This window comes from Marinobacterium sp. xm-d-579 (assembly GCF_013282935.1).
Classification (GTDB): Bacteria; Pseudomonadota; Gammaproteobacteria; order Pseudomonadales; family Balneatricaceae; genus Marinobacterium_E.
Map to the genome: position 1 here is coordinate 486,257 of NZ_WBYP01000002.1, position 24,339 is coordinate 510,595.

Genomic DNA, 24,339 nt, shown 5'->3' on the forward strand with positions numbered 1-24,339 from the left:
GCGTGTTATATTTCTGGTCTATAAAAACAGAACAAGGTGTGTGCTATGCCGTTAAAAGCCCTCTCTTTAAGTGTGTCAATTCTCACAAGCCTAGTGTCGACCTCAGCCTTTGCTGTGACGCCCGATGATAAGTACAAAGAGTCCCTACTCTACGATAAACCCGTCAAAGTCGCCGATGATGTCTACTCGGCCATCGGGCAGTTGAAGTTTTACACCTATGAGAATGCCGGCCACAACAATAACCTTAGCTTCGTGATTGGCGATGAGTCAGTCCTGGTGGTGAATGGTTCAAGTACTTACCTATTAGCCAAAGCCCTACATGATGAGATCAAACAACTGACCGACAAACCGGTTAAATACGTCGTTGATGAAAATGGCCAATCCCATGCCGCTCTAGGAAATAACTACTGGAAAGAGCAAGGGGCAACCATTATTGCCCACGTCGATGCCGAAGAGGAGATTCAAGAACAGGGATTTCGCGGTCTAGAGATGCTCAAAGAGACACTTAAAGAGCGCATCAATGGCACCGAATTGACCGAGATCGATCAAACCTTTGAAGAGAGCATGACGCTAGATCTTGGGGGCATCACGGCCGAACTTATGCACCTTGGCCCAGCCCACTCAAAAGGGGACATCAGTGTTGTGATTCCTGAGCGCAACGTCATGATTGCCGGCGATATCGCGTTTCACCAACGCATGCTGCCCGTCTTTCCAGAGACCAATACGGCTGAATGGATAGAGACTTGGGTGAATGAGTTTACACCGATAGCACAGGATATGATCATTGTTCCGGGTCACGGGGAACCCACTAACTTTGCCGAGGTCGATCGATATACTCGCGGTTACCTTGAGTACGTTCGGGGTAAGATCGGAGAGTTGATTGATGAGGGCGGCACACTCGATGACGCCTACAAAATTGACCAAACACCCTACCTTCATCTAGAGACAGCCGATGAGCTAGCGGGCAAAAACGCGGGGCGCATCTTTGAAGCGATGGAGTGGGAGTGACACAGCGCTTTACTCTTCGCCCCTATCAACAACAGGCGGTTGATGCGACGCTGACGCACTTCCGCCAAACCTCCGAGAGCGCCGTACTGGTGCTCCCTACCGGAGCCGGTAAAAGCCTAATCATTGCCGAGCTAGCCCGCCTAGCAAAGCGTAAAATATTGGTGGTCACTCACGTTCAAGAACTGGTCGAACAGAATGCTTCCAAATATGCGGCATTAGGGCTGACACCGGGTATCTACTCGGCGGGACTAAAGCAGCGTGACACTGAACATCAAGTGGTGTTTGCCTCGATCCAATCAATCGCCAGAAATCTCGATCAGTTTGATCATCAGTACTCATTGATCATTATTGATGAGTGCCACCGTGTCTCTGATAACGACGAATCGCTCTATCAACAACTGATCAGCCAGATTAAGAAGAGTAATCCATCGCTAAAGGTATTAGGACTCACTGCCACCCCCTATCGTTTAGGCCATGGCTGGATATACCATCGGGATTACCGTGGTTTTTTCCGCCAATCAGAGAGCACCATTTTCCAACACTGCATCTATGATCTGCCGATGCGCAACCTGATCAAACAGGGGTTCTTAACGGAGCCTAAGCTGATCAATGCAGCGACCGCACACTACGACTTCTCAGCACTGACACCCTCACCTAACGGACTGTTTGCAGAGCGGGAGGTCAATGAACTGCTGGCTAAATACCCCAGAGTCACTGAAGCCATTTGTGAGCAGGTCGTGGAACTTGCTAACGATCGGCAAGGCGTCATGTTGTTTGCGGCCAGTGTTAAGCACGCAAAAGAGATATTGGACTACCTCCCTAAAGGGGAAGCGGAGCTGGTGATAGCCGATACCGATGCTAAGCAACGTACAGAGATCATCAACCGCTTTAAACAGCGGCAGTTTAAATACCTCGTTAACGTTGCGGTACTGACCACCGGTTTTGATGCACCACATGTCGATCTAATTGCGATTCTTCGCCCCACTCAATCAGTCAGTCTGTTCCAACAGATGGTCGGTCGCGGCTTACGACTGAGTGAAGGTAAAAAAGAGTGTTTAGTCATCGACTACGCCAACAACGGAATCGATCTATTCGACCCTGAAGTCGGCGTACCCAAGCCAGCACCTGATACCGAGCCGGTACAGGTTTTCTGCCCTCTCTGCGACTTTGCCAACCTCTTTTGGGGAAGAACCGATCAAGATGGAGCCGTCATTGAGCACTATGGACGCCGCTGCCAAGGTCTCTCTGATGACGGGGAGCAGTGTCAATTTCGCTTTAAGTTCAAAAGCTGCCCTCATTGCGGCGCTGAAAATGATATCGCGGCACGAAACTGCCAAGGGTGTCATGAGGCTCTGATCGACCCTGATGATCTGATCAAAAAAGCTCTATCACTGAACAGCTGCAAAGTGATTCGCTGTGCGGGACTTAGAGTCAATCAAGAGGATATGGCGATACGAGTGACCTACTATGATGAAGATGCAAACACCCTATCGGAGAAGTTCAACCTCACCAACCCCAAACAAAGGGTGCTGTTTAATCAACTCTTTGGATCACGGGTGAATAGTGGTCAATCACCCACTCTTTTCAATAGCGTGGAATCAGTACTTGAGCTGAGCAGCGCTTTACCCGTACCGGACTTTGTCGTCTCCAGAAAATCGGGTAAGTATTGGCAAGTGACCGAGCGCATCTTTGACTACCAGGGGCGCTATCGTAAAGCGAACCAGCTGTAAAAAACCCTACCTTTTACAGGGTGTTAATTCTTCTCTATTTGCTATGATGCGCGCTCAAATTGAGAGGAGAGAACTATGCGTTTAGCCGAAATGGAAGCGATCATGTTTAACGTCGGTGTCACCGTCTTCGCTCTCTTCATCTTCTTTATCATCTACGATCTTGCTAAAAAATCGAACGCCGGCAAATTCGGTACTTTTATTCTTTTCTTTGCACTCGGCCTAGGCCTTGCTGCCTTTTTAGCAAAATCGATCATCGTTGAGTTTATCGGCGGCTCGATTTAAAGCAATTGCCGGATTCACCAGTGACTGGCTTTAGCCTGTCATCTGCTTTATCAGCGTTTTCCAGAAGATTGAATGTAATTCGAAAGCGGATGACAGGCTGAAAGCCAGTCACCGGTGCTAAAGTAGTTAACTTCTACAACATACCGGCTAGTTACTTTATAATCGCGGAATCATTTTTATAAGGAACAACAATGGAACAGCGCAGTATCAAAGTCGGTCAAATCGATGTGAATAACGATAAGCCGATGGTGCTTTTTGGTGGTATGAACGTATTGGAATCGCGTGATTTAGCAATGACCATTGCTGAGCAGTACGTTGAAGTGACGAACAAGCTGAACATTCCTTATGTTTTCAAAGCGAGCTTTGATAAGGCAAACCGTTCCTCTATCAACTCTTTCCGTGGCCCTGGCTTGGATGAGGGTTTGAAGATCCTTCAAGAGGTTAAATCGACCTTTAAGGTACCTGTTATTACCGACGTGCACGAACCCTTCCAGTGTCAGCCTGCCGCTGAAGTTTGTGATGTGATTCAGCTACCTGCATTCCTCTCTCGCCAGACTGATCTTGTGGTCGCTATGGCGAAAACCGGTGCGGTGATTAACATCAAGAAAGCACAGTTTTTAGCTCCTCATGAGATGAAGCACATCTTAACCAAGTGTGAAGAGGCCGGTAACGACCAACTGATTCTGTGTGAGCGCGGCAGCGCCTTTGGTTACAACAACCTAGTGGTCGATATGCTTGGCTTTAGCATCATGAAAGAGTTTGGTTACCCAGTTATCTTCGATGCTACCCATGCACTGCAGATGCCAGGTGGTCGTTCGGATTCAGCCGATGGACGTCGTGCACTGGTAGCACAGCTGTCACGCGCGGGTCTTTCACAGGGTATTGCCGGCCTATTCTTGGAAGCACACCCTAATCCAAATGTTGCGAAGTGCGACGGCCCATGCGCCCTGCCGCTATCCAAGCTAGAGCCTTACCTAGCACAGATGAAAGCGGTGGATGAGTTGGTTAAGTCCTTCCCCGCGTTGGATACGTCGGCGGAGTAACGCGATCCTGTAGGAACGAATTGCCGAAGGCAAACCGTGAACAATTAATTTGGCGGGTTCGTCCATTCGCGGTTTTTCACTTCGTTCAAATTCGCTCCTACAGAGTGCCGGTGACTGGCTTTCAGCCTGTCATCCGCTTTATCAGCATCTTCCAGAATCTACAATGTAATTCGAAAGCAGCTGACAGGCTGAAAGCCAGTCACTGTTGTCAAACCCCGGCATTTTGCCCAAGCTTCGCTTCCCACTGCTGAGCTCTCTCTAAATCAATCTCCCTACCCAGCTCGCCCTTGGTGTAGATATCCACCATTCGCTGAATGGCAACTGGGTGGCCCTGTTCCGCCGCAGCTTTGTAGTGTTCATAGGCTTTATCAGCCAATTTGAAAATCACTGGCGGATACCCAGACTCATAGAGCTTAGCCATTTGGTATTGTGACTTTGCATCACCGCGCTCAGCAGCAGCCTGAATATACAAAGCCCCCTGCTCTTTGCTGGCAGCATCGGCACCGCGAAAGTGCAGAAGAAACCCATAAGTAGAGAGCGCTTTGACGCTACCGCGTTGGGCCCCTACCCTGAAGAGCTTCATCGTCTTATCGTGAATCCATTTAGAGCGACGTGCGAATGGGCTTCTAAATATGGCGTAGGCACTCCAAGCCGCAAGATCTCCTAGCATTGTCATTAAAGTTGCTCCAGCCAGTTAATAGACGGTGCGAAATAGGCACTTCCAGTGACCGCGCGCGTGAAAAGCAAAAGGTTGTCGGCATCTCCATGTTCATCCCCCATTACCATCGAGGTGAGCATTTTTGTGAAGGGAACTGGGGAGGCTCCAAAAGAGATAAAGACAAGCCCTTTACGATGTGCATCCCCATACGGCATAGAGTGACGCAGTATCTCGATAGACTGTCCATTCTCATCTTTTAGTGAGGTGCGTTTAGTGTGAGCGTGTGGTGATTTATCAGCACTGGCAAACTCAACATTATCTTGCTTTGTGCGACCGTAGGTCTTCTCTTGCTCAGAAACAGGTAAACTTCCCCACGATTCGAGATCATGTTCATATCTCTGAACATGCAGGTAGGAACCTCCGGCAAATTCACCTTCACCCACCAGTGCCACTTCGGCTCGATGATCCCCTTCTGGATTTTCAGTGCCATCGACAAATCCGGTAAGATCTCGCATATCATGATATCTAAAACCACGAATCTCCTCGATCAACGTTACGTTAGAGCCCAACGTATTTTGAACCTCAGCCATTAAATCCATATTGATATCAACAGAATCTGAACGAATAGAAACATATAGATCAGTGGGTGTTGAAGGTGCCACCCGAATGCCGTTTTCCAATGCAGGAAAAGCGGTCAGCTCTGCTGGTTGAGTGGTCGATATTTGATGCCAATAAACAGAACCTACTGCGACGGTCAAAAAAGCACCATTACCCAATGAATCCAAACGAGATTGAATCACCGGAACATTTTTTAAAAAGGCCTTAACTGAGCTAAGAGCTTCGCTATTACGCTTAACGTTATAACTTAAATAAATGGCATGTTGACTAGACTCAGCAATAATACCGGGCTGTGGAATGGACATAAAAAAAGGACCTATTCAATTAGATCCTTTCATTTAAAAGCGCCGACTCAGATAGATCAAGCGACTAAATCAATTTTTGATTAATTGAGTAGCGACGCCCACTCAGCTTTAAGCGCTTCGAGCTCGTTTTCCGCTTTCTGCTTCGCTTTTTTCTTAAGGCCTGCAACCTCTTCTGTTTTCGCTGCAACAATCGCTTTAGCTTCTGCGGCAGGATCTTCTGCATTGGCTACCTGATCCAATTGAGGCTGTGCACCACGGAGAATGGCACGACGGCGCCCCTCTTCAATGCGCGCTAACTCTTCTGCTGTAAGCTCTTTCTGCTTGGCTTTCTGCTTTTCAGCCTTAGGTGCTACATAGGTCAACGGACGAATACCGGCCGCGATACGAACCTTTTCAAGCAGTGGAGCCGCTTCTGCACGTGCCTTTTCAGCCCCTTTGTGAAGCTCAGCTTCAACGGCATCAAGATTGTTCATCAGTTCATTGTAACGTGCACGTGGCGCTGACAATTTGGCATCCAGAAACTCAAACAGCTCTCGCTTTGCTTCACCCCAAGCGATGCCATTTTCAAACGCTGATCGCATTGTTGCACTTTCGTCCTTATTGGCGAACAGATTGTAGAGTTGGAAGATGGTGCTGTTATCGGCATCCTTTGGCTCACCGGGCTCACGCAGGTCGGTTTTAATCTGATTGATGAGCTTGCGTAGCTGATCAGTTGGCGCAAACAGAGGAATCGTATTGTCGTAACTCTTCGACATCTTACGACCATCCAAACCGGGGATCAGTTGAGTCTCCTCATCCACCTGAGCTTCTGGAAGTGCGAACAACTCTTCATAGGTATGATTGAACTTACCAGCGATATCACGCGCCATTTCGATGTGTTGAATCTGATCTTTACCCACCGGAATCTTATGCGCGTTGAACATCAGAATGTCTGCAGCCATTAGAATTGGGTAGCTAAACAGGCCCATGGTGATGCCATCGTCCAGATCCTCTGACCCAGCATCACGGTTAGCATCGACTGAGGCTTTGTAAGCGTGAGCACGGTTCATCAAACCCTTAGAGCACATACAGGTAAGAATCCAAGTGAGTTCTGGAATTTCTGGTATATCGGTCTGACGATAGAAGGTCGCTTTGTCGGTATCCAACCCAAGTGCCAACCAAGTCGCCGCAATTTCGCGTGTTGATTGCGCCACGCGTTCCGGATCGTGACATTTGATCAGTGCATGGTAATCCGCCAAAAAGAAGAACGAATTGGTGTTTGGATTAAGGGTCGCTTCAATCGCAGGTTTAATCGCACCAAGGTAGTTACCAATGTGCGGAGTACCGGTGGTTGTGATACCTGTTAAAACGCGTGTATTGCTCATGGAACACTCAAGAGTCTGTGTGAAAATTAAGGTGCAGATTCTACACAGTTGTGGCTGTAACGCCCACCCCAATCCATTTGCACTTACCGGTTAATGAAGGTTTAATTTAGGAACTGTTAATTTAAGGAATCTTTTGATGGATAGCCAACTTCCGTCCTACATCACTCTGCTAGGCTTTGTAGTGCCTGCTCTAGTCTTTATCATTCGTTTAGACCGATACCAAGCAGCGACTATCGTACACGCACTGTTGATGGCTCTGCTCTGTCTATTTGTTGGCTTCCTGTTCTCTGGGGCCGCCATCAAGTTATTGAGCCTTAGCAACCCCCTACTCACCTCAGGGATGGTGGTGCTTGGATCTACAATTGCCACCCTTGCGAGATTGATCTGGATAAAACGCTTCGCGTAACAGCTATCAAACCCTCTATTTCAAGTACATTATCTGAAGACTGTATCCATGCTACTACTGATATCACCTGCTAAGACTCTCGATTATGAAACACCGGCCAGCACCCAACTGAAAAGTGAGCCGGAGTTTACCGACCGAGCTGAAACGCTGATCAACAACTTGCGTGAATATGCGCCGCAAGATATCGCTGAACTGATGAAGCTCAGCGACAAACTGGCCTCTTTGAACGTAGCGCGTTACCAAAGCTGGGTGAAAGAGCATAATGAGACGAATGCTAAACAGGCGATGTTAGCCTTTAAAGGCGATGTCTATACCGGCTTGGATGCTGATTCGTTCGACGAAGCGGACTACCAATTTGCACAGAACCACCTAAGAATTCTGTCCGGCCTCTATGGTCTCCTAAAACCGATGGATCTGATGCAGCCCTACCGCTTAGAGATGGGCACAAAACTTCAAAACGATGCCGGCAAAAACCTCTACAGCTACTGGGGTTCAACAATTACCGATCGCCTCAATGACGAGTTAGCCAGTGATAAAACACCGGTCGTTGTGAATCTTGCGTCGAACGAGTACTTCAAGTCGGTGCAAGCTAAAGCACTTAATGCTCGCCTTATCAGCCCTGAGTTTAAAGACCTAAAAAACGGTCAATACAAGATCATCAGTTTTTACGCGAAAAAGGCTCGAGGTCTGATGACCCGCTACGCCATCAAGAACCGCATTGAGAATCCAGAGGATCTGAAACAGTTTGATCTAGAGGGTTATGCATTTAATGCGTCGATGAGTGAAGGAGATAAGTGGGTGTTTACGCGGGATCATGCGGAGTAACGGAACAACTTGGTGACTGGCTTTAGCCTGTCATCCGCCTGATCCGCCTCTACAATTTAGTTCGAAAGCGGGTGACAGGCTGAAGCCAGTCACCTAACACGGAGTAAAAAAAGACCGCCAATAGGCGGTCTTTTTTATTGCTTAGATCAAGCGTCCGGTGACGCTTTATCGAGCTGTTGTGTCTCGTACATCAGGATCGGATCGTTCTTATCTTTAATCACACCCTGATCGATCACCACTTTCGATACACCCTCTAATGAAGGAAGTTCGTACATGGTCTCAAGCAGTTTAGACTCTAGGATTGAACGCAGACCACGTGCACCGGTTTTACGCTCAAGCGCCAACTCAGCCACTGCGAACAGTGCATCTTCACGGAACTCTAGATCAGCACCTTCCATCTCAAACAGCGCTTGATACTGCTTAGTCAGGCTGTTTTTAGGCTCAGTCAAAATCTGAATCAATGCCTCTTGATCCAATTCAGAGAGCGTCGCGATCATCGGTAGACGACCAATGAACTCTGGAATCAGACCAAACTTAACTAGATCTTCTGCTTCGACGTCATGAATACGATCGACACCCTTCTCGTCATCTTTACTACGAACAGTAGCACTGAAGCCGATTGAGCTTCGCTCACTGCGATCGGCAATGATCTTCTCTAGCCCAGCAAAGGCACCACCGACGATAAACAGGATGTTAGAGGTATCAACCTGTAAAAACTCCTGCTGAGGGTGTTTGCGACCACCCTGTGGCGGTACAGAGGCAACGGTACCCTCAATCAGTTTTAGAAGTGCCTGCTGTACACCCTCACCCGATACGTCACGCGTGATCGATGGGTTGTCGGACTTACGTGAGATCTTATCGATCTCATCAATGTAGATAATGCCCTGTTGTGCTTTCTCTACATCGTAGTCACATTTCTGCAGCAACTTCTGAACAATGTTCTCAACGTCTTCACCGACGTAACCCGCTTCAGTCAGCGTCGTCGCGTCAGCCATAGTGAAGGGTACATTCAACATACGCGCTAGCGTCTGCGCCAACAGAGTTTTGCCGCTACCCGTAGGGCCGATCAGCAGAATGTTGGACTTGCTCAGCTCAACGTCACTGTTTTTACCTGTAGCTCGTAGGCGTTTGTAATGGTTATAAACCGCTACAGCCAACACTTTCTTGGCACGCTCTTGACCGATCACATACTCATCAAGATTGTCTTTAATCTGACTCGGCGTAGGGAGCGTTTCGTCATCCTGTGACTCTTCGATCTCCGCCATCTCCTCAGTGATGATGTCGTTACACAGATCGACACACTCATCACAGATGAAGACTGAAGGACCAGCAATCAGCTTGCGTACTTCATCCTGGCTTTTGCCACAGAATGAACAAAATAGCTTGCTGTCGTTCTGATCGTTGTTCTCTTCAGACATGTTAATTCCTCTAAAAAGATTAGCCTTCTCGGCTGCTAAGCACTTTGTCAGCTAGACCAAATTCCACCGCCTGTTCGGCTGATAGGAAGGTGTCGTGTTTCATGATTTCGTACAACTCTTCGTACGACTTACCCGCTGTGTTACGTTCAGCGTAGATCTCGGTCAGACGATCGTTAAGGCGCTTAGCCTCTTCCATGTGGCGACGAGCATCTTCAAATTCAAGCTCTTGTACATGTACAGAGCCACGTGTACCAGGCGTACCTGAGCTGACACGGTGAATCATTGTACGTGATTCAGGTAGTAAGAAGCGCTTACCTTTGGCGCCGGCCATCGCAAGGAATGAGCCCATGCTAGCCGCTTGACCCAATACCATGGTGCTGACATCCGGTTTGATGAACTGCATGGTATCGTAGATCGCCATACCGGCAGTGACCGATCCACCAGGTGAGTTGATGTACAGGTGGATGTCTTTTTCTGGATTTTCCGCTTCCAAAAAGAGCATCTGTGCAACGATCAGGTTCGCCATGTGATCTTCGACAGGACCGACCATAAAGATTACTCGCTCTTTTAATAGGCGAGAGTAAATATCGTAAGCGCGCTCACCACGGGAACTCTGCTCGACAACCATTGGCACCAAGCCACTGTCTGTTACATCAAATGGGCGGCCTGAGTAGATATCTGACATCAATAGTTTTCCTTATTCACGGCACTAATAACCAAAAAACGACAGCCAGCTTTCGCTAACTGCCGTTTTTTATAGGGATCTAAACGAGGTTTAGATCCATTACTCAACAATAATTACTGCTGAGCCGGCTTAAGAGCTTCTTCGTAGCTGACTTTAACTTCCTTCACCTTAGCAGATGCAAGAAGGTGGTCAACAACTTCGTCTTCTAGAGCAAGGCTACGGATCTGATTTAGCATCTGTTCGTTGCCTTTGTAGTAGCTGATCACTTCATCAGCATCGTCGTAGCTCTCTGCGATATCAGCAAGAATCGCATCAACACGCTCGTCAGTCGCTTCAAGGTTACCCGCTTTGATCACCTCTTGTACTAGAAGACCGATCTTAACGCGACGGATTGCCTGCTCTTCGAACAGCTCTTTAGGTAGAGTGTTTGGATCGATTTGAGCCTGGCCACCAAACTGCTGAACCGCTTGCTGACGAAGTACGTTCACTTCATCATCGATCATTGCAGCTGGTGCTTCGATTTCGTTCTGAGCGATCAGTGCATCGAATACAGCTGTTTTAGTCTTAGTTTTAAGCGCGTGGTTCATTTCACGAGCCATGTTCTTTTCAACTTCCGCTTTGAATTCAGCTTCGTCTGCAGAAGAGACACCGAACTTAGCGAAGAACTCTTCGTTTAGCTCAGGAAGTTCTGGTTTAGACACTTCGTTAAGCTTCATCTTGAAGGTTGCAGCTTTACCCGCTAGCGCTTCAGACTGGTACTCTTCAGGGAAAGTGACTTCTACGTCGAACTCTTCGCCTTTCTTCTTACCGATGATGCCATCTTCGAAACCAGGGATCATGCTACCAGAACCGATTACTAGGTCTTGGCCTTCTGCTTTACCGCCTTCGAACGCTTCGCCATCTACGAAACCTTCAAAGTCGATGTTAACTTGGAAGCCTTCTTTAACCATGCCGCGAGTCGCTTTAAACGTGCTCTGCTGCTTGCGAAGTGTGTCGATCATGTTCTTAACGTCAGCCGCTTTGATCGATGCTGTTGCTTTCTCAACTTCAACGCCCGCTAGATCTTTTAGTTCGATCTCTGGGTAAACGTCGAATGTCGCAACGTATGCAAAGTCTTCACCTTCTTTATCAGTTTTGAACTCGATAGAAGGAGCGCCTGCTGGCATTAGTGATTCCTGCTGAACAGCTTCGTAGAAAGTCTCTTGTACGACGCGGTTTAGTACTTCGTAACGAATCGCGTCACCGTACATACGCTTAATCACTTTTGCAGGTACTTTACCTGGACGGAAACCGTCCATACGGCGAGTGCGAGCCTGCTGTACAACCTGCTTCTCAACGTCAGTATCGATACGTTCGGCCGGAACAGTCACGGTTAGTTGGCGCTGAAGGCCTGAAGTAGTCTCTACAGAAACTTGCATGGAATTCCTCATTAATTCTTTTGAGAGTGTCAAACTCTTCTGTCATCAAAAATGACGCAGTCCGAGTCATTAAAATCAAGCGCGAAATTTTCCGGTAACTGAGCCCATTAGTCAAGTAAACAAGCCAACAGAACTGAAAAAGTTACAAGGTATAGAAAACGAAGATGAGCTTGGTAATGTGAGCGATAAAAAAGAGGGAACTTCTAAGGGGTGTTTCCAGATGGTGCGGTCGGAGAGACTCGAACTCTCACACCTTGCGGCACCAGAACCTAAATCTGGCGTGTCTACCAATTCCACCACGACCGCATCTGGATTGTTGCGATTCGGCTGAGCCGAACAGTGTTGCTCGTTATAAAAGTATGGTGCGGTCGGAGAGACTCGAACTCTCACACCTTGCGGCACCAGAACCTAAATCTGGCGTGTCTACCAATTCCACCACGACCGCATACTTTTATGATGTACCCAAAAATTGGGGTGGATGATGGGGCTCGAACCCACGACCACCGGAATCACAATCCGGGGCTCTACCAACTGAGCTACACCCACCATTGTGGTACATCTGGACAGGTTGCTTGGCGCGCCCAGCAGGGCTCGAACCTGCAACCTACGGCTTAGAAGGCCGTTGCTCTATCCAATTGAGCTATGGGCGCCTAACGTGCTGCCCGACCTCACAAGTGACTGGATGGAAGTCGTCATCTGCGAGGAGGTGCGTATCCTACGACCTGACCTGCAGGTGGTCAATACCCTGTTTTACTTTTTTAAAGATTTTTTTTCGTTTTGATTAATAGTTGATCAGAAACCGGGGATTTCGGTGCTTTAGCAGGGGTTTCTGGAAGACGGTGAGGTGGCGGATGACAGGCTGAAGGCCTGTCACCGGTGAATTAACTAAGCTACGGAGTGGCGGTGACTGGCTTTCAGCCTGTCACCGGAGAATTATGTTCGCGGTTTGTCGCTTCGCGCCAATTCGCTCCTACAGTCGAGCTAAGCAGAAAGACCGTTGCGAAGTCCTACTGTAGGAGCGCTCTGCCTCCAAGGCAGACCGCGATCAGGAGTGGCGGTGACTGGCTTTCAGCCTGTCATCCGCTCTCAAAGGCAACTACCCTTCCCTATACCAAGTCGTACCTTCTGGACCATCTTTAAGGATGACTCCCGCAGCAGCCAATTGATCACGAATTTCGTCAGATCGGGCAAAGTCCTTGTTTGCTCTTGCCTCTTTACGCTCTACGATCAACGCTTCCACTTCGTCGCCACTGATCTCTCCAGCACTGCCCTGCTGCAGAAAATCTTTAGGGTTCTGCTGCAATAGACCGACAACTCCGGCAAGCGCCTTAATCTGACCTGCCAATTGTGAAGCCGCTGCCTCATCTTTACCTTTCAGGCGGTTTAGCTCACTGGCCATCTCAAACAGCACGGCAAACGCCATTGGGGTATTAAAGTCATCATCCATCGCGGCAAAGAATCGATCGCTGTAGTCGTTTGAGGCGATCTCGACTTCAGGTATCTCTACCCCGTCGAGTGCTTGATAGAAACGATCCAGTGCCGAACGGGCCTCTTTAAGGCTATCCAGCGAGTAATCGATCGAAGAGCGGTAATGCACACTCGATAAGAAGTAGCGAACCACCTCTGGATTATGCTCTTTAAGCACTTCACGAATCGTAAAGAAGTTACCCAACGACTTGGACATCTTCTCTTTATTCACTCGCACAGGGCCAGCATGCATCCAATAGTTTACATAGGTCTTGCCATTAGCAGCTTCCGACTGAGCAATCTCATTTTCATGGTGCGGGAACGGAAGATCAGGTCCGCCACCGTGAATATCAAAGGTTTCACCTAGACAGCATTTAGACATTGCTGAACACTCAATGTGCCAACCTGGTCGGCCAGCTCCCCAAGGCGACTCCCAACTGGTCTCACCTGGTTTAGCCGCTTTCCAAAGTACGAAGTCGAGTGGACTCTCTTTTGCTGCCTCAACCTCGACACGGGCACCTGAACGAAGCTCGTCAATCACCTTATTGGTTAGGCGTCCATAACTCTCGAACTTCTCGACACGGTAGTAGACATCACCGTTGGCCGCTGCATAGGCAAAACCTTTGTCGATAAGGGCTTGGACCATGTCGATAATGTCTTGAATGTGATGGGTTGCACGCGGCTCTTGATCAGGACGCAGTACGCTTAGCGAAGCCTCATCTTCATGCATCGCCGCGATCATACGCTGAGTCAGCTGATCAGGAGTCTCACCGTTCTCAGCTGCGCGCTTTAGAATCTTGTCATCGACATCGGTGATGTTTCGAACATACTCAACATCCCAACCACGCGCCCGTAGGTAACGAGTGATCACATCAAACGAGACCATGACTCGCGCATGACCTATATGACACAGATCGTAGACGGTCACCCCGCAGACATACATGCGGATTTTACCCGCTTCAATCGGAGTGAAGGGCTGCTTTGATTTTGAAAGTGTGTTGTATAGTTGAAACATACTCTATCCGTATTAATGCATTTGAGTTGGCAGCTTAACCTCTGCCAACAACGCGCCACCCAGCGGACTGGTTTCGCGTGAAATCAATAAATGACCTTGGTACCAGTGAATCGCTTCCCACTGCCCCATCTTCGCCAGTGAGTAGCGCACCGCCTGATCAAACTGTGCCTGCCCCTGATACACTGGAACTATCCAGATGAAGGGCTGGGTGACGGCAAAGCCACTGCCATAACCTATAAGCGCTAAACGACGACTCTTTGCGTCATAATCAGCACCGGTAATTAAACCGGCCACATCAAAGCTCTGGTGCGAACTTACCGACTGTTGATCAGAGTTTGGATCGACTATATAGAGCCGACTCTTATGATCTCGCCAATTCTTAGTAAAGAGCCAGTAGTTACCGTCAACCTCTGTGACTGCTTCACAGTCACGATTGTGATCCTGGCGCTCTACCGCTGGCGTGACATCGGCCAATTTCACATTAATGGTATTGGCATCCACCAAGCCTTGGCTCTCCACTAGCTGATCCCAACTGATTGAGTGGAACTGAAACCAGATACGATCACCGCGATTATTTCCGCAATCAGCAATGACCAGCGCCTCACTGGTGGTAATCAGTGACTCCCAATCAAGATTAGCCGCATTCCTTAGGGTAACCTTTTCCACCTTTGTGGCTGAGTCATCCGTTAAATCAAACCCATAAAGGATGGGATCATTACCGCCATCATTAATGGACCATAGGGTCTGATTGTGAAGCGCCAAACCAGAGCCTTCTGGCAAATTTTCGCCTAAGGAGCGAATCGATGTTGGCATCAATCTCAGCTCTGACCACTGCGCTCGATTCACCGGTGACGATGAACAACCGATCAAGATCAGCAGTGGAAGAGCCAGAGAGATCCAGCGCATCTATTTCGCCATTTTCGCCCAAGAGTCACGAAGACCCACAGTGCGGTTAAAGACTAAGCGATCTGAGTTACTGTCTGGATCAACCGCAAAGAAACCCTGTCGCTCAAACTGATAACGGCTCTCGATTGCCGCATTAGCCATACCAACCTCTACACGTGCATTAGGGAATACCGATAGAGAATCAGGATTGATGAACTCCAAGAAATCGCGTTCTTTATCCCCATCTGGATTCGCTTCAGTAAATAGTCGATCGTAGAGACGGACTTCACAAGGAATCGAGTTGTCTGCACTGACCCAATGAATGACACCCTTGGGTTTGTAATCGGTTGGGTTTTCACCTTTGGTCGCCGGATCATAGGTCACTAATAATTCGGTTACTTCACCCTGCTCATTAGTGACCACCTCTTCACAGGTGACACAGAAAGCGCCACGCAGACGTACGGCAAACCCTGGTGCCAAACGTTTCCACTTCTTAGGCGCTTCCATCGCAAAATCTTCGCGCTCAATCAGAAGGTTCTTAGTAAACGGAATACGACGTACGCCCATCGACTCATTTTTAGGGTGTACAGGCACCTCAAACCACTCCTCTTTACCCTCTTCGTAGTTGGTAATGGTCAGTTTGATGGGATCGGTCACACACATAGCACGAGGCGATTTAGCGTCCAGATCTTCACGAATAGCCGCTTCCAGCATACCCATATCGACCGTTGAGTTAGAGCGTGTCACGCCGATCATGTCACAGAAATTACGAATTGAATCGGGTGTATAACCGCGGCGACGCAAACCAGAGATGGTTGGCATACGCGGATCATCCCAGCCTGAAACGTGCTGTTCATCGACAAGCTGTTTCAGCTTGCGCTTAGAGGTGATGGTGTAGTTCAGATTGAGACGTGCAAATTCATACTGACGTGGTGTTGCCGGTACGGGCAGATTGGCAACAAACCAGTCGTAGAGTGGACGGTGATCTTCAAACTCGAGCGTACAGATCGAGTGTGTAATCTCTTCAATCGCATCCGATTGACCATGTGCGAAGTCGTAGCTCGGATAGATACACCACTTATCACCCGTCTGGTGGTGATGTGCTTTGCGGATACGGTAGATAACCGGATCACGCATGTTCATGTTAGGCGATGCCATATCAATTTTGGCACGCAACGCCGCTTCACCCTCTTCGAAGCCACCATCACGCATCTTTTCAAACAGTGCTAGGTTCTCTTCAGGTGAGCGATCACGAAAGGGGCTGTTTTTGCCCGGCTCGGTCAAATTACCGCGGTACTGACGCATCTCTTCGCCATTCAGCTCACAGACAAAGGCTTTGCCCTCTTGAATCAGGTGAACCGCCCAAGCATAGAGTTGATCGAAGTAGTTTGAGGTGTAGCGGATGTCTCCATTCCATTTGTAACCCAACCACTCAACATCGCGCGTAATCGCATCGATATACTCTTGTGACTCTTTCTCTGGGTTGGTGTCATCAAAACGAAGGTTACAGACACCTTGGTACTTCTCAGCCGTGCCAAAGTTCAGACAGATCGATTTGGCATGGCCAATGTGAAGAAAACCATTGGGCTCTGGTGGAAAACGGGTAACAACCTTACCCTGATGCGTGCCCTGCTCTAGATCCTTTTCAACGATCTGATGAATGAAATTGGTAACGGTAACCGCTTCGTTTTTACTCATAATTCAACTTTGACGTGACTGTAAAATAATAAGCGCGGAATTATATGCCATCCGAACACGTCAATACAGGGCGAAACCCCTATTTGATCTGATATACTTCGCACAAATTTCAACTTAAAGGGAAAAACTGATGATCGTTCTTACGACCAACTTCGGCGAAATCAAAATTGAACTCGATTTTGACAAGGCTCCAAAAACTGCAGCGAACTTCGAACAGTACGTTAAAGAGGGTTTTTACGACGGTGTGATTTTCCACCGCGTCATCAGCAACTTCATGATTCAAGGCGGTGGTTTTGAGCCAGGCATGCACCAGAAAAAAACACGCGAACCGATTGAGAACGAAGCCGATAACGGTCTAAGCAACGAGATGTACACCGTTGCAATGGCACGCACAATGGACCCACACTCAGCCTCTGCTCAGTTCTTCATCAACGTAGCGGATAACGCCTTCCTTGATCACTCTGGCAAGAACACACAAGGCTGGGGCTACGCGGTATTTGGTAAAGTTGTTGAAGGCCAAGAGGTAGTCGACAAAATCAAACTGGTACCTACTACTATGAAAGTGGGTCACCAAGACGTGCCGGTTGACGATGTCATTATTGAGAAGGCTGAAGTTCAGGCTTGATCTTGAAACGTCTATTCATTTCAGACCTTCACCTACAAGCGGAGCGACCCGAGATCACTCGGGCGCTTCGTTACTTCCTCTCACATATCGCGCCTTCTAGCGATGAACTCTACCTACTGGGTGATATTTTTGAAGCCTGGATTGGTGACGATTTTGCCGACCCTGTTCTCAAAGAGATTCAACCCTACTTCGAAGCCTTAAGCCGAACGGGTACGAGCATCTATCTCATGCACGGCAACCGTGACTTCCTGTTAGGCAAGAAAAGTGCAAGTAAACTGTCAGCCGAACTACTGCCTGAACAGATCAAGATTGAGCTACCCAAACGCGGCACCGCCCTACTGATGCACGGCGATGAACTCTGCATTGATGATGCCGCCTACCAGGCCTTTCGAAACCAGGTGAGAGACCCAAACTGGCAGCAAGGCTTTCTAGCGAAAAGTATTGAGGAACGTCTCGCCATTGCACGCCAAATTCGCGATGAAAGCCAACAGCAAAATAGCAACAAAGAAGATTACATCATGGATGTAAATGTAGGATTTTGCGAAGAATTACTTACAAAAGAAGAGTGTCAGATACTGATCCACGGACACACTCACAGACCCAGCATTCATACCAATATCAATGGTAATGATTCGCTTACCAGGGTTGTTTTAGGTGACTGGAGCTCAAGCGGGTATTATCTTCTGAGTCACAAAAAGGAGTTCACACTCTCTAAGTTTGAACCCCCAGAAGATTTCACTTAATTGAGTGTAGGCTTACCCGAATGAAAGCGGAACAGATCATCTTCTGACTCCACTAACTCTTGCTCTCTCTGGCGGAAAAGTTCAATCCGATCGGTAATTGGCTCACCCGCATAATCTTCAGCCAGTGTTAGATAGTCCTGATAGTGACGGCCCTCAGAGCGCAGCAGTGAGCGATAGAACTTAGCCAACTCTTCATCAAGGTAAGGGGCCAATGCAGCGAAGCGCTCACAGGAGCGCGCCTCAATAAACGCACCGACAATCAACGTATCGATCAATCGACCCGGCTCTTCACGTCGAACCAACTCATGCAGACCACTGGCGTAACGCGACGCAGATAGGTTGCCATATTTAAAGCCACGCCTGTCCATCAGACCCAACACCTGTTCGAAATGGATCAACTCCTCCCGAGCGAGTCGTGACATCTTATTGAGAAGTTCTGGACGATCGACGTATCGAAACATCAGTGTCATGGCCGTAGAGGCCGCTTTCTTCTCACAGTGAGCGTGGTCGGTCAGTAGCAGAGATTGATGCTTAGGATCTTTGGCGACTTGGATCCACTGATCCGGTGTCTGGCATCCTAAAAAGCTTTGAATCTCGGTTAACGCGTCCACGTCTCTCTCCATATGATTGTTGGGTGGGGCGAATTATAACGATCAGCGCACCCGTCCGGTACCCTCTTAGATATGTTGCGCTGCAGCGATATACTTTTTCTTTGTAAAACAATAAGAAAAGGTTCTATAAACAGCCGGTTACAAGCCCAAAGTATAAAGGCCTTTTAGCCTTTGGGTGATTAACAGAGAATGGCGACTCCTGTAGAATAACGGCGTTTTTTTAATAACCATTGATATCGGGAAGATATCCTCCTTTCGCCTCACAAGGGTGTTAGGTGTAGCCATTAATGAGGGCCATATCGTGCTTGAAGCTTACCGTAAACACGTTGAAGAACGTGCCGCAGAAGGCGTACCGCCAAAGCCACTAGACGCTGATCAAACCAGCGCACTGGTTGAGCTACTTAAAAACCCACCAGCAGGCGAAGAAGAGTTTCTTCTAGACCTTTTAACTAACCGTGTTCCTGCCGGTGTTGACCAAGCTGCTTATGTGAAAGCAGGTTTCTTGGCGGCGATCGCTAACGGTGAAGCTTCATCTCCTCTAATCAGCAAAGTTGCTGCGGTTGAACTTCTTGGCACAATGCTAGGTGGTTACAACATCGAGCCAATGATCAAGAGCCTAGATGACGCTGAACTAGCACCTGCTGCTGTTAAAGGCCTATCACACACACTTCTTATGTTCGATGCGTTCCACGACGTTAAAGAGAAGATGGATGCCGGTAACGCATCAGCTAAACAGGTGATGGAGTCTTGGGCTAACGCTGAGTGGTTCACTAGCAAGCCTGAAGTTGCTGAAAAAATCACAGTGACTGTATTCAAAGTACCTGGCGAAACAAACACTGACGACCTATCCCCTGCTCCAGATGCATGGTCACGCCCTGACATTCCACTGCACGCTAACGCGATGCTTAAGATGGAACGTGAAGGCATTAACCCAGAAGTCCCTGGTGTTAAAGGTCCTCTAGCTCAGATCGAAGAAGTTAAAGCAAAAGGCTTCCCAGTTGCTTACGTGGGTGACGTTGTTGGTACTGGCTCTTCTCGTAAGTCTGCAACTAACTCAGTTCTATGGTTCTTCGGTGATGATATCCCGAACGTGCCTAACAAACGTGCTGGCGGCTACTGTTTCGGCGGCAAAATCGCTCCTATCTTCTATAACACAATGGAAGATGCTGGCGCACTACCGATCGAGATGCCAGTTGACGACCTAAACATGGGCGACGTGATCGACGTTTACCCATACGAAGGTAAAGTATGTAAGCACGGCACTGATGAAGTGATCTGTGAATTCGGTCTAAAAACTCAGGTTCTTCTAGACGAAGTACGTGCAGGCGGCCGTATCCCACTGATCATCGGTCGTGGTCTAACGGATAAGGCACGTGAAGCACTAGGTCTAGGTCAAACGGATCTGTTCCGTAAGCCACAACAGCCTGCTGACTCTGGCAAAGGTTACACTCTAGCTCAGAAGATGGTTGGTAAAGCATGCGGCATGGACGGTGTTCGTCCAGGCATGTACTGCGAGCCTAAGATGACAACGGTTGGTTCACAGGATACCACTGGTCCAATGACGCGTGACGAGCTTAAGGATCTTGCCTGTCTTGGTTTCTCTGCTGATCTTACTATGCAGTCATTCTGTCACACAGCGGCTTACCCTAAACCAGTAGACGTTAACACTCACCACACGCTTCCTGACTTCATCATGAACCGTGGCGGTGTATCGCTTCGCCCAGGTGACGGTGTTATCCACTCTTGGTTGAACCGCATGCTTCTTCCTGACACTGTGGGTACTGGTGGCGACTCGCACACTCGTTTCCCACTCGGTATCTCTTTCCCTGCAGGTTCTGGTCTAGTTGCATTCGCTGCGGCTACAGGCGTTATGCCTCTGGATATGCCTGAGTCAGTATTGGTTCGTTTCAAAGGCAAACGTAACCCTGGCATCACGCTACGTGACCTTGTACACGCGATCCCTTACTACGCAATCAAAGAGGGTCACCTAACGGTTGCTAAAGCGGGTAAGAAGAACATCTTCTCTGGTCGCGTTCTTGAGATCGAAGGTCTTGAAGAGCTAACAGTTGAACAGGCATTCGAACTATCTGACGCATCTGCAGAGCGTTCTGCAGCAGGCTGTACTATCACTCTAGGTGAAGATTCAGTCGCAGAATACTTGAAGTCAAACATCGTCATGCTTAAGTGGATGATCGCTGAAGGCTACGGTGATGCGCGTACTATCGAACGTCGTATCAAAGGCATGGAAGAGTGGCTAGCTAACCCAAGCCTAATGCGTGCTGATTCTGACGCAGAATACGCTTGTGTCATCGAAATCGATCTAGCGGACATCAAAGAGCCAATCCTTTGTGCTCCAAACGATCCAGACGATGCTCGCCTACTTTCAACAGTACAGGGCGAGAAGATCGATGAAGTATTCATCGGTTCTTGTATGACTAACATCGGTCACTTCCGTGCTGCAGGTAAACTGCTTGAAGCATCAGGTGCCTCTATCCCAACGCGTATGTGGATCGCACCACCAACGAAGATGGATGCGGCTCAGCTAAGTGACGAAGGTTACTACAACATCTTCGGTAAAGCCGGTGCTCGCATGGAGATGCCTGGATGTTCACTCTGTATGGGTAACCAAGCACGTGTTGCTGCGAAATCGACTGTAGTCTCTACTTCGACTCGTAACTTCCCTAACCGTCTAGGTGATGGCGCCGATGTCTTCCTAGCCTCTGCTGAACTAGCGTCAGTTGCTGCTCTAGAGGGCAAGCTGCCAACGGTTGAAGAGTACATGAGCTACGCTCAGAAGATCGACAGCATGGCAGGTGACATCTACCGTTACCTAAACTTCGATCAGATGGAAAACTACGTAGAGAAAGCCTCTTCTGTGATTCCAACGGTTCAAGCGTAATCGGTTGATTAACGCTTAAAAAACCCGGCTTTTGCCGGGTTTTTTGTTTAAAAACGAACCGCTCTGCGGTTGTTTCGCGGTTTACCACTTCGTGGTAATTCGCTCCTACAAACGGAGCATTAAATTGTAGGAGCGAATTGGCGCGCAGCGACAAACCGCGAAATTGTAGGAGCGAATTGGCGCACAGCGACAAACCGCGAAATTAAGATAGCGGATGAGAGGCTGAAAGCCAGTCACCGTCACTCCGTAGCTTGGTTAATTCTCCGGTGTCTGGCTTCAGCCTGACATCCGCCCTATCAGCGTTTTCCAGAGATCAACTCTTGAATCCCCTTCTCTCCCATCTCCCGCAACAGCTCCACATTACGTTCCGGCACCGAATCAATGTCAGGGTGTGTCTCGACGGCCCAGGCGACGCTCGCTTCGCGAAGCAGATGCATCATGGGATAAGGGGATCGATTGGTATGGTTTGCAGGGTCGATCTCTGCGACACCGTCAAACTGATAATCTGGGTGGAAGCCAGCCACTTGGAAAACGCCCGAATAACCCAGTGCGTCGATCAGTTCATCGACACCGGCCAGATAATCTAAGTAGGCATCAAAGTCTTTCGTAAAGTTGGGGTGGATCAATAGGGTCGTTTCGATACTCTTATCGTTCACTAGTCGCTCTAGCTCTTCGACCAACAGCTGAGTAATCGACTCAATGTCGTCACCGGTGTAGACAAGATAGCGTAACTGATTTTGATCGATACTTTTCTTGGCAAAGGGGCAGAGATTAAGCCCGACGACTATTTTATCCACCCAATGCTGGGTCGATTTGATTACTTCATTTTCAAAATCAGTCATTTACCAATACTCGTCGAAAATTAGTGGTTAGTTAATTATACCCAAGGGCGAAGTAAGACAGTATTTTGATCTCTCCCTGTCAAGACCAAAAAGTGTTTTTTTCACCGTTTTTATTACTCACAGAATCTGTGGATAACTTGGTGAATAAAGTTTGGAAGAAGTGCGCTATTACCGATGAACTGGGGCGTTCAGCAAATTGGTTCAATTTTGAACCGGTAAAAATAAATCCTTTAAATTCAATAAGTTATATTATTCAACAGGATTTTATAATTTTTTTTAAATATTTATGTACTTTTTTCTTATAAAAAACTTGCACTGTGAACAAAAATTATTTTTGACTCAATTTGGTGCGAATTTAGAGGGACTGTTCGGCGTCTGGAATTTCGATCTCTATATGCCCTTTGGGTCGACAACAGCAGGTTAAAACCTCCCCCTCTGCACAGTCCACCAGTGCATCCTGAACAGGTTCAACTTCGCCATCTAATAGACGCACCTTACAACATCCACAGTATCCACCGCGGCAGTTGTAAGGTGCAGGTATTTGTTGAGCTTCCAATGCATCAAGCAGTGAAAACTCATACTGGTAGTAGAAGGTGTGATGGTTGCTGACTTTGATGCGTGGGATACCCGACATCGTCAAACCCTCAAATTAAAGGTCAAAGCCTTCGAAATCCTCATCCCCTACTTCGTTGTCGATTTGACCGACCAGGTAGGAGCTGATTTCCGACTCTTGAGGAGCCACTTGGACGTTATCGCTGACCAACCATGAGTTCATCCAAGGCAATGGGTTAGCACGGTTCTCGAAGATCTCTTCTAGACCCAAAGCTTTCATACGGACGTTGGTAATGTACTCAACGTAATCGCCCAGAATTCGGGCGTTTAGACCGATCATTGAACCCTGACTGAAGAGGTACTCTGCCCAAGATTTCTCTTGTTCTGCCGCATCACGGAAGAGCTTGATCACTTCCTCTTTCTGCTCAATAGCGATCTGTTTGAAATCAGGGTCATCAGCACCGGAGGCCATGATATTGATCATATGCTGTGTGCCAGTGAGGTGCAGCGCTTCATCACGTGCAATCAGACGGATAATCTTCGCATTACCCTCCATCACTGCACGCTCTGCGAAAGCAAATGAGCAGGCGAAGCTGACGTAGAATCGGATCGCTTCCAAAACGTTAACAGATACTAGCGTTAGGTAGAGTTTCGTTTTGATATTGTAGAGTGTTGCATCGACCAATTTACCGTCGATTGTGTGCTTACCTTCGCCATGAATCGTGAAGACATTCACTAACTCAATCAACTCATCGTAAAGACGCGTCACCGCTTCAGCACGTTCAACGATCTCTGGGTTCGTGACGATAGTATCAAACACTTTAGACGGTTCAGTCACAATGTTGCGAATGATGTGCGTGTACGAACGGCTGTGAATGGTCTCACTGAACGCCCAAGTTTCAAACCAGGTCTCAAGCTCAGGGATAGAGACGATCGGCAAAAACGCGACGTTTGGCGACCGACCCTGCACTGAATCGAGTAGGGTTTGGTATTTAAGATTGCTCAAGAAGATGTGCTGTTCATGCTCTGGCAATGCCATGAAGTCTTTACGGTCAGTACTTAGATCAACCTCTTCTGGGCGCCAAAAGAAAGAGAGCTGCTTCTCGATCAGCTTTTCAAAGATTGGATATTTCTGTTTGTCGTAACGCGCAACGTTAACACTGCGACCTAGAAACATCGGTTCGCGAGTTGCATCGTGATTACTGGTACTGAATGTAGAGTAAGACATCTGCCCTAACCTCT

At 48.2% G+C, this 24,339-nt stretch carries 22 protein-coding genes and 4 tRNA genes; 9 read left to right on the plus strand and 17 right to left on the minus strand.

Going from position 1 to position 24,339, the window contains the following annotated elements; translation table 11 throughout:
- The first annotated feature begins 45 nt into the window (after window positions 1–45).
- From XMD579_RS05985 to kdsA, 4 genes are all read left to right on the plus strand, one after another.
- The gene (locus XMD579_RS05985) at window positions 46–1,008 is read left to right on the plus strand and encodes an MBL fold metallo-hydrolase (protein ID WP_173481005.1); all 963 of its coding nucleotides are present in this window, start codon (window positions 46–48) and stop codon (window positions 1,006–1,008) included.
- Window positions 1,005–2,738 (plus strand): DEAD/DEAH box helicase, encoded by a 1,734-nt coding sequence (locus XMD579_RS05990; RefSeq protein WP_173506066.1) that lies wholly within the window; start codon window positions 1,005–1,007, stop codon window positions 2,736–2,738. The genes XMD579_RS05985 and XMD579_RS05990 overlap by 4 nt, the downstream gene beginning before the upstream one ends.
- A gap of 75 nt (window positions 2,739–2,813) precedes the next feature.
- Window positions 2,814–3,020 (plus strand): DUF2788 domain-containing protein, encoded by a 207-nt coding sequence (locus XMD579_RS05995; RefSeq protein WP_173481007.1) that lies wholly within the window; start codon window positions 2,814–2,816, stop codon window positions 3,018–3,020.
- Window positions 3,021–3,211: 191 nt separating this feature from the next.
- The gene (kdsA, locus tag XMD579_RS06000; protein ID WP_173483998.1) at window positions 3,212–4,063 is read left to right on the plus strand and encodes a 3-deoxy-8-phosphooctulonate synthase; all 852 of its coding nucleotides are present in this window, start codon (window positions 3,212–3,214) and stop codon (window positions 4,061–4,063) included.
- 208 nt (window positions 4,064–4,271) lie between these two features.
- On the opposite strand, the gene XMD579_RS06005 is transcribed toward kdsA, so the two are convergent.
- The 3 genes from XMD579_RS06005 to XMD579_RS06015 form a co-directional block, all read right to left on the minus strand.
- The gene (locus XMD579_RS06005) at window positions 4,272–4,739 is read right to left on the minus strand and encodes a tetratricopeptide repeat protein (RefSeq protein ID WP_173483999.1); all 468 of its coding nucleotides are present in this window, start codon (window positions 4,737–4,739) and stop codon (window positions 4,272–4,274) included.
- Entirely contained in the window at window positions 4,739–5,644 is a 906-nt protein-coding gene (locus XMD579_RS06010; RefSeq protein ID WP_173506067.1) for a Dyp-type peroxidase, read from the minus strand. The genes XMD579_RS06005 and XMD579_RS06010 overlap by 1 nt, the downstream gene beginning before the upstream one ends.
- Window positions 5,645–5,724: 80 nt before the next feature.
- Window positions 5,725–7,008, minus strand: a complete 1,284-nt coding sequence (locus tag XMD579_RS06015) for a tryptophan--tRNA ligase (protein ID WP_173506068.1) — start codon at window positions 7,006–7,008, stop codon at window positions 5,725–5,727.
- 136 nt (window positions 7,009–7,144) lie between these two features.
- Between XMD579_RS06015 and XMD579_RS06020 the strand changes: the two genes are divergently transcribed.
- Window positions 7,145–7,414 (plus strand): hypothetical protein, encoded by a 270-nt coding sequence (locus tag XMD579_RS06020; RefSeq protein ID WP_173481012.1) that lies wholly within the window; start codon window positions 7,145–7,147, stop codon window positions 7,412–7,414.
- 48 nt (window positions 7,415–7,462) lie between these two features.
- On the plus strand, window positions 7,463–8,239 hold the full coding sequence (gene yaaA / locus XMD579_RS06025) for a peroxide stress protein YaaA (RefSeq protein WP_173489226.1): 777 nt from the start codon (window positions 7,463–7,465) through the stop codon (window positions 8,237–8,239).
- Window positions 8,240–8,385: 146 nt separating this feature from the next.
- Here yaaA and clpX read toward each other — a convergent pair whose 3' ends face one another.
- The 10 genes from clpX to XMD579_RS06075 all read right to left on the minus strand — a co-directional run bounded on the left by clpX (window position 8,386) and on the right by XMD579_RS06075 (window position 16,825).
- Complete coding sequence (gene clpX / locus XMD579_RS06030; RefSeq protein WP_173506069.1) at window positions 8,386–9,657, minus strand: ATP-dependent Clp protease ATP-binding subunit ClpX; 1,272 nt, start codon at window positions 9,655–9,657, stop codon at window positions 8,386–8,388.
- A gap of 19 nt (window positions 9,658–9,676) precedes the next feature.
- Window positions 9,677–10,342 carry an ATP-dependent Clp protease proteolytic subunit gene (locus XMD579_RS06035; protein ID WP_173483693.1) on the minus strand — a complete coding sequence of 222 codons (666 nt, stop codon included), beginning with the start codon at window positions 10,340–10,342 and terminating at the stop codon, window positions 9,677–9,679.
- 113 nt (window positions 10,343–10,455) lie between these two features.
- Entirely contained in the window at window positions 10,456–11,760 is a 1,305-nt protein-coding gene (tig, locus tag XMD579_RS06040; protein ID WP_173489224.1) for a trigger factor, read from the minus strand.
- A 221-nt stretch (window positions 11,761–11,981) separates the two neighbouring features.
- A tRNA-Leu gene (locus XMD579_RS06045) sits at window positions 11,982–12,066 on the minus strand.
- A 54-nt stretch (window positions 12,067–12,120) separates the two neighbouring features.
- Window positions 12,121–12,205, minus strand: a tRNA-Leu gene (locus XMD579_RS06050).
- Between the two features lie 25 nt (window positions 12,206–12,230).
- Window positions 12,231–12,306, minus strand: a tRNA-His gene (locus tag XMD579_RS06055).
- Window positions 12,307–12,333: 27 nt separating this feature from the next.
- Window positions 12,334–12,410 (minus strand) — tRNA-Arg (locus tag XMD579_RS06060).
- 446 nt (window positions 12,411–12,856) lie between these two features.
- A complete protein-coding gene (gene cysS, locus XMD579_RS06065; RefSeq protein WP_173506070.1) occupies window positions 12,857–14,242 on the minus strand; it encodes a cysteine--tRNA ligase in 1,386 nt (461 codons plus the stop codon).
- Window positions 14,243–14,254: 12 nt separating this feature from the next.
- Window positions 14,255–15,148 carry a hypothetical protein gene (locus XMD579_RS06070; RefSeq protein WP_173506071.1) on the minus strand — a complete coding sequence of 298 codons (894 nt, stop codon included), beginning with the start codon at window positions 15,146–15,148 and terminating at the stop codon, window positions 14,255–14,257.
- Window positions 15,149–16,825 carry a glutamine--tRNA ligase/YqeY domain fusion protein gene (locus XMD579_RS06075; protein ID WP_173506072.1) on the minus strand — a complete coding sequence of 559 codons (1,677 nt, stop codon included), beginning with the start codon at window positions 16,823–16,825 and terminating at the stop codon, window positions 15,149–15,151.
- Window positions 16,826–16,955: 130 nt separating this feature from the next.
- Between XMD579_RS06075 and XMD579_RS06080 the strand changes: the two genes are divergently transcribed.
- Together XMD579_RS06080 and XMD579_RS06085 are read left to right on the plus strand one after the other, a co-directional pair.
- Window positions 16,956–17,450, plus strand: a complete 495-nt coding sequence (locus tag XMD579_RS06080; protein ID WP_173483688.1) for a peptidylprolyl isomerase — start codon at window positions 16,956–16,958, stop codon at window positions 17,448–17,450.
- Between the two features lie 2 nt (window positions 17,451–17,452).
- Entirely contained in the window at window positions 17,453–18,193 is a 741-nt protein-coding gene (locus XMD579_RS06085; RefSeq protein WP_173484006.1) for a UDP-2,3-diacylglucosamine diphosphatase, read from the plus strand.
- Here XMD579_RS06085 and XMD579_RS06090 read toward each other — a convergent pair.
- Window positions 18,190–18,804, minus strand: a complete 615-nt coding sequence (locus XMD579_RS06090) for a tRNA-(ms[2]io[6]A)-hydroxylase (RefSeq protein ID WP_371815193.1) — start codon at window positions 18,802–18,804, stop codon at window positions 18,190–18,192. The genes XMD579_RS06085 and XMD579_RS06090 overlap by 4 nt on opposite strands.
- 301 nt (window positions 18,805–19,105) lie before the next feature.
- On the opposite strand from XMD579_RS06090, the gene acnB reads away from it, so the two are divergent.
- Entirely contained in the window at window positions 19,106–21,703 is a 2,598-nt protein-coding gene (acnB, locus tag XMD579_RS06095) for a bifunctional aconitate hydratase 2/2-methylisocitrate dehydratase (protein ID WP_173494466.1), read from the plus strand.
- A gap of 296 nt (window positions 21,704–21,999) precedes the next feature.
- On the opposite strand, the gene XMD579_RS06100 is transcribed toward acnB, so the two are convergent.
- The 3 genes from XMD579_RS06100 to nrdB all read right to left on the minus strand — a co-directional run bounded on the left by XMD579_RS06100 (window position 22,000) and on the right by nrdB (window position 24,325).
- Complete coding sequence (locus tag XMD579_RS06100; protein ID WP_173498000.1) at window positions 22,000–22,545, minus strand: DUF1415 domain-containing protein; 546 nt, start codon at window positions 22,543–22,545, stop codon at window positions 22,000–22,002.
- 355 nt (window positions 22,546–22,900) lie between these two features.
- Entirely contained in the window at window positions 22,901–23,179 is a 279-nt protein-coding gene (gene yfaE, locus XMD579_RS06105; protein ID WP_173506074.1) for a class I ribonucleotide reductase maintenance protein YfaE, read from the minus strand.
- A 15-nt stretch (window positions 23,180–23,194) separates the two neighbouring features.
- A complete protein-coding gene (nrdB, locus tag XMD579_RS06110) occupies window positions 23,195–24,325 on the minus strand; it encodes a class Ia ribonucleoside-diphosphate reductase subunit beta (RefSeq protein ID WP_173506075.1) in 1,131 nt (376 codons plus the stop codon).
- Between the last annotated feature and the right edge of the window lie 14 nt (window positions 24,326–24,339).

Coding starts and splice junctions, on each gene's coding strand:
- XMD579_RS06010 (WP_173506067.1), bottom strand. CDS start 5,644: ATGTCCATTCCACAGCCCGGTATTATTGCTGAGTCTAGTCAACATGCC.
- XMD579_RS06070 (WP_173506071.1), bottom strand. CDS start 15,148: ATGCGCTGGATCTCTCTGGCTCTTCCACTGCTGATCTTGATCGGTTGT.
- tig (WP_173489224.1), bottom strand. CDS start 11,760: ATGCAAGTTTCTGTAGAGACTACTTCAGGCCTTCAGCGCCAACTAACC.
- XMD579_RS06005 (WP_173483999.1), bottom strand. CDS start 4,739: ATGACAATGCTAGGAGATCTTGCGGCTTGGAGTGCCTACGCCATATTT.
- clpX (WP_173506069.1), bottom strand. CDS start 9,657: ATGTCTGAAGAGAACAACGATCAGAACGACAGCAAGCTATTTTGTTCA.
- XMD579_RS06075 (WP_173506072.1), bottom strand. CDS start 16,825: ATGAGTAAAAACGAAGCGGTTACCGTTACCAATTTCATTCATCAGATC.
- XMD579_RS06015 (WP_173506068.1), bottom strand. CDS start 7,008: ATGAGCAATACACGCGTTTTAACAGGTATCACAACCACCGGTACTCCG.
- XMD579_RS06035 (WP_173483693.1), bottom strand. CDS start 10,342: ATGTCAGATATCTACTCAGGCCGCCCATTTGATGTAACAGACAGTGGC.
- nrdB (WP_173506075.1), bottom strand. CDS start 24,325: ATGTCTTACTCTACATTCAGTACCAGTAATCACGATGCAACTCGCGAA.
- kdsA (WP_173483998.1), top strand. CDS start 3,212: ATGGAACAGCGCAGTATCAAAGTCGGTCAAATCGATGTGAATAACGAT.
- XMD579_RS05985 (WP_173481005.1), top strand. CDS start 46: ATGCCGTTAAAAGCCCTCTCTTTAAGTGTGTCAATTCTCACAAGCCTA.
- yaaA (WP_173489226.1), top strand. CDS start 7,463: ATGCTACTACTGATATCACCTGCTAAGACTCTCGATTATGAAACACCG.
- XMD579_RS06080 (WP_173483688.1), top strand. CDS start 16,956: ATGATCGTTCTTACGACCAACTTCGGCGAAATCAAAATTGAACTCGAT.
- yfaE (WP_173506074.1), bottom strand. CDS start 23,179: ATGTCGGGTATCCCACGCATCAAAGTCAGCAACCATCACACCTTCTAC.
- XMD579_RS06100 (WP_173498000.1), bottom strand. CDS start 22,545: ATGACTGATTTTGAAAATGAAGTAATCAAATCGACCCAGCATTGGGTG.
- XMD579_RS06020 (WP_173481012.1), top strand. CDS start 7,145: ATGGATAGCCAACTTCCGTCCTACATCACTCTGCTAGGCTTTGTAGTG.
- XMD579_RS05995 (WP_173481007.1), top strand. CDS start 2,814: ATGCGTTTAGCCGAAATGGAAGCGATCATGTTTAACGTCGGTGTCACC.
- cysS (WP_173506070.1), bottom strand. CDS start 14,242: ATGTTTCAACTATACAACACACTTTCAAAATCAAAGCAGCCCTTCACT.